Origin of the sequence: Kamptonema animale CS-326 (assembly GCF_028330895.1) — a bacterium.
Classification (GTDB): Bacteria; Cyanobacteriota; Cyanobacteriia; order Cyanobacteriales; family Microcoleaceae; genus Kamptonema; species Kamptonema formosum.
The window spans coordinates 1-5,072 of sequence record NZ_JAQMUA010000347.1; the positions used below are offsets into that span (position 1 = coordinate 1).

Consider the following 5,072-nt stretch of genomic DNA (forward strand, 5'->3'; position numbering starts at 1 on the left):
CCCTTAAGGAGTATCAGAAAGGTCGTTACCAGGAAGATTAGTAACAGCTCGTTCCAGGGCCGACAGAGCACGGTTGTAGCCAATAATTGCCAAAAGTCGGTTCCTCTCAGACCGGGTTAAATCAGTTTCAGCCTGAATCACATCCGTCTGAGTACCCACACCGGCTTGAAAGCGGAGCCTGGCTAAGCGCAGAGCTTCTCTTGCCTGGAGTACGCCAGTTTCGGCAGTTTCAATACTGGCAAAACTCGACTCCAACTCAAAATAGCCTTGTTCCACTTCGCGGCGCACCTGATTGCGAAGTTGGTCAAAGCGAGTTTCTGCGATCGCAATATCAAATTCTCGCTGTTGAGTTCTCGCTCGAGCAGCTCCCCCATCGAAGAAATTCCAGGTCAGTCTTGCGCCTACTGAGTAGCCATCCGCCCAGCCGCGAGAGGCAAAGTAATCTCCTTCATCCGGGTCTACGCCCAAAACATTATAGTTAGCAAACACATTCAGTTGGGGCTTGCGGCCTGCCACAATCGAGCGCCGCTGCTGTTCGCTCACGGCCCGCTGCACTAACTGCTGTTCTAACTCAGCTCGATTTTTCAGAGCCAGCACAATACTCTCTTCCAAAGACAGCCTCCAAGACCCCGCTTGCTCGACGGGATCTGCCGCTGTTAACTCTACAGACTGACTGATATTTAGAATTTCAGCTAGTTGCCGTCTGCGAACTAGCTGATCGCGACGGGCTTCATTTAACCTTTGCTGCTCGTTGGCTAAATTCACCTGAGCCTGTAATACCGCAAATCTAGTTCCTACCCCAGCCCGTTCTAGAGCTTCGGCATCTCGCAAACTCTGCTGAGCATTTCTCACAGCCGCCTCGCTAATTGCCACTCGCCCGTCAGCATCTTGCAAGTTGTAGTAATTAGTAGAAACATCGAAGCGAAGTTCCTCGGCTATCCGCTCTACTTCTAACTCCCGAAACCGATTCTGTTCCTCCGCAGCTCGGATATTAGCACTACGAGCACCAAACAGATCCACGTTGTAGCTCAACTGCAAAGTTGTATTGACAGTATTGCTGCCAAAGTTTTGGGGGGCGGCTCCGCCCACTGGTTGACCTTGAGATTCTAAAAAGTTTCGCCTGCGTTCCTGAGCGCGAACCCCAAGTTCTCCGCCCGCGCTGATTTGGCGGTTGAGATCGACTTGAACGTTGAGATCGGGATACAAAGCTGCTTGCTGTTCCCGCACAACCGCTTGGCTCTGTTCCAGTTGCAGTTGGGCAATCTGTAAAGTCTGAGAATTGCGGCGAGCGAGATCGATCGCCTGCTGCAAGGTAATGGGCTGAGTACGTTCGATCCTCACTTCCTCTGGTCGAGTGGGAAAGCTGAGGGGATTGGGGTTGGGTTCTAGGAACTCAGGAGGCTGGGTTTGCAAAGTCCCATTCGGTGTTAGTCCTGGGAAACTCTCCAGAGGAGTGCGACTAGGGGCTGGAGGTGGGATAGTTTCGACAGGAGTAGTTGGCACAGCCCCAGGTGTAGGGATTTCTACTGGCTCGACGTTTGGGGAAGGTGCTTGGGCAGTATTTGAGTTGCTGTTTGTGACTCTCTTGAGACTGCCGGAAAGTCTTTGCTTTAGCTGTGGAGGTGCGATCGCCACTGCACCCAGGCCCCGCTTCAGGGTTAAGTCTGCCTTTCTGTCGGGCCTTGGCTGGGGCAAAGGAATCTCTTGTTTCTGAGATGTTGGCTCTGTTGTTTTTGATGCCGATTTGAAGTTTGCCCCTAATTGCAGGGAGCTAGTTTCGGTTGTTGCTTTTGATGCCGATTTGAAGTTTGCCCCCAATTGCAGGGAGCTAGTTTCGGTGTGAGCTTCCTGAGATTGAGTTGGGGGGGATACCGCAGGAACATATCCCTCCTGCGATTTTCGCTCTCCTGCTGTTTTTGGGGCAGATTTGAAATCCCGCCCTAATTTGAGCTGATTAGTTTCTGGCTGGGTGTCTTGGGACTGAGCCAAGGGTGGTGTAGCCGCACTCCGCCCTACATTACTGAAAGTAATCGCCGCACCTACCCCTACAACCACGAGATGACGAAAAACGCGCATAAGTTCTTTAATGAGTCTGCAAGTCCAGAGACAATTCTAGAACAAGCGATGAAGCCTGAAGTCTGGACTCAACATTGAGTATGCTACATTTCTGCGTTTTGAGGAATGCGATCGCCATTTTAATACTTTATTTATTTTATTTATTGCTCGATTTTTATTTATTGCCCGATGGCAGTCAGGATCAGGTTTTCAACTCCCATCACTGGAAAAATGCACGTTTTTAGCTTTTGGGCTACTTCCTCAAGGGTCATATCGTCTAAAAACAGGCTATCTCCCTGTTTGAGCATGACTGATGGTAGCAGAATGCCATCCCCGAAGTCCCGCCCCTGCAAACCTGCGAGCAAGTCTTGACCGGTCAGCAACCCTGTAACGGCGATCGCGACTCCCCAATAACCGCTTTCTAAAGCTACCATATTAACTTCCAGCCCTTCAATTTGGTTTAGCCGCTGCACTATCGGCTCAAAAGCTTTTTCTACAGCATTGCCAACTACCCAAGTCCATTTTCGCGGCGGATTTATTTTCTGTGGTGGTAATTTCTCGATTGCTTCTTCAAATTCTTGGATAAATTGACGAATAGAACCGACACCATTGCCTATTTGCGGATAATCTTCGTAATCAGCAGCCGAGGGCAATTCTTCACCTGCGAGCAAAAACCATTCATCGGCTAACCAAATACAATTTGCTCCCGTTTCTTGTCGCAGTTTAGCTTGTAAAGATTGTACTTGTTTGATTACTTCTTGCGCTTTTTGGGCTACCACTGGCACAAGTTCATCCTCTCCGGGCCGCCATCGGGTTAAACCCACTGGAACTACTGCCACAGATGCAACCGCAGGAATATTACCTTGATGAAATTTAGCTAAATCTAACAGAGTGCATTCTAAATGTTCGCCATCATTAATTCCGGGACAGACAACAACTTGGGCGTGAATTTGCAAACGCCGCTCTTCAAACCATTTAATTTGATCTAAAATTTTACCAGCCCGGAAATTTTTTAATAGGCGAATTCGCACTTCTGGCTCAGTTGCATGAACCGAAACATAAAGGGGAGATAGTCGCATTTGTTCGATCCTATCCCATTCTTTTTGAGTTAAATTAGTCAGGGTAAGATAACTGCCATAAAGAAAACTGAGGCGATAGTCATCATCTTTAAGATAGAGGGTTTCGCGTTTGCCCGGTGGTTGCTGGTCGATGAAGCAAAAAGGGCAGCGGTTATTACACTGAATTAATCCGTCAAAAAGGGCGGTTTCAAATTCTAAGCCTAAGTCTTCGTCACAGTCTTTCTCGATTTCTAGGTTGTGGCTTTTACCTTTAATATCTAATACTTCCAGTTCTAGAAATTCGTCGGCTACGAGGTATTGGTAGTCAATTAAATCGCGAGGTTTTTGACCGTTAATAGATACTATCGAGTCTCCAGGCTCAAATCCGATCTCGGCGGCGATAGAATCGGGAATAACTTTAGTAATTAGCGCGGGGCGGATTGATAATTCGCTCATGGTTATATTTTGTTATTAAAATTATGTCTATTCAACTATTGTAACTCAGTCATTATTTTTATACCATTTCTCCACATTCATCGAACAGTAAGTAGTAGGACATAATTAGACGTAGGGTGGGCGCTCGCCGCAACAAGCCTGTAAATCATAGCAGAAAATATTTGTAGGCGAGCGCCCACCTTACAATTTATAGCGTTTATTTATGTCCAACTACTTAGCAATCTTTTGGCTGACTGTATGTAGTAAAAAGAACAATGCGGATGGTAGCAATACTTTGAGAGAAATGGTATATTTCCCATCTTATACCCATTTTCCAAATTATTGATACAATCCGCATAGTTGAGTGAACTTCATAAAACCAACCTCCTGCCTCCTGCCTCCTTCTTCCTTCTTCCTTCTTCCTTCTACTTATTAGATATTTTTTAACGCTCCACCAGCAATCGCGCACAAAATAGCAGTTCCAAAAGCTAGCCGATACCAAACAAAAATCCAGGTATTCTGAGTTTGCAGAAATTTCAACAACCAGGCAATAGCCAGATAAGAAAACACCGCCGCTGATACTGTTCCCACTACCACAGAAATCAATCCCGCCTGACCTATTCCGTCCCCCAAAGCACTTTTTAACTCAATTAATCCAGCTAGCGTAATTGCCGGAATTCCTAACAAAAAAGAAAACCGTGCTGCCGCCCCTCTTTCTAACCCCAGAAATAACCCTGCTGTTAATGTGGAACCAGAGCGAGAAACACCAGGAATTAAGGCGATTGCCTGGGCTAATCCCATTACAATACCATCGAATACAGTTAATTTTTCAAAAGTGCGCTGACGCTTACCACTTTTTTCTGCTATTGCCAATAGCAGCGACATGATAATAGAAGCAATTCCTATTGCTGCCACACTCCTTAGAGGTGAATTATCATAGTCTTTAATCAATATCTTAATTAACACTCCGAAAAAGAGAATTGGTATGGTTCCTAAACCAATCCCTACCGCCAAGCGAAAATCTTGAGAATCGTATTCAGACCGAATTATAGCTTTATATGCACCAATACTAATATTTGTCAAGTCTTCCCAAAAATACCATAGCACCGCAGCGATGCTACCCAACTGAATTACAGCAGTATAGGCAACGCCGGGATCGCCCCAACCCAGTACCAGGGGCACTACCTTCAAATGGGCGCTGCTACTGATGGGCAAAAACTCTGTTAACCCTTGCACTATTCCTAAAACGATCGCCTGTAGAATATCGATCTGAGGTTGTACAGCAGGGGTATCGATGGGTGCTTGAGCTAAAAGCACATTAAGATTAGCAATCATTCTCTGAGTTCCTAGTCATTATGGTCATTTGCCGTCTAAGACGACCGGCGGCTACCACTCTAGCACCTGTCAAGCCTTGATATATTAACCGCTAAGGCGGTTAAGGGCTAGGGACTAGGGGCTAGGGAGTAGGAGGGGCTAGGGACTAGGAGAGGCTAGGGGCTAGGGACTAGGGGCTAGGGTAAGAAG

At 46.7% G+C, this 5,072-nt stretch carries 3 protein-coding genes; all 3 read right to left on the reverse strand.

From position 1 onward, the window contains the following. Window positions 1-3 precede the first annotated feature (3 nt). Entirely contained in the window at window positions 4-2,076 is a 2,073-nt protein-coding gene (locus PN499_RS20120) for a TolC family protein (protein WP_272033980.1), read from the reverse strand. Between the two features lie 158 nt (window positions 2,077-2,234). Next, complete coding sequence (locus tag PN499_RS20125) at window positions 2,235-3,569, reverse strand: TIGR03279 family radical SAM protein (RefSeq protein ID WP_272033982.1); 1,335 nt, start codon at window positions 3,567-3,569, stop codon at window positions 2,235-2,237. Between the two features lie 411 nt (window positions 3,570-3,980). After that, window positions 3,981-4,883 (reverse strand): undecaprenyl-diphosphate phosphatase, encoded by a 903-nt coding sequence (locus PN499_RS20130; RefSeq protein ID WP_272033984.1) that lies wholly within the window; start codon window positions 4,881-4,883, stop codon window positions 3,981-3,983. Window positions 4,884-5,072 lie beyond the last annotated feature (189 nt).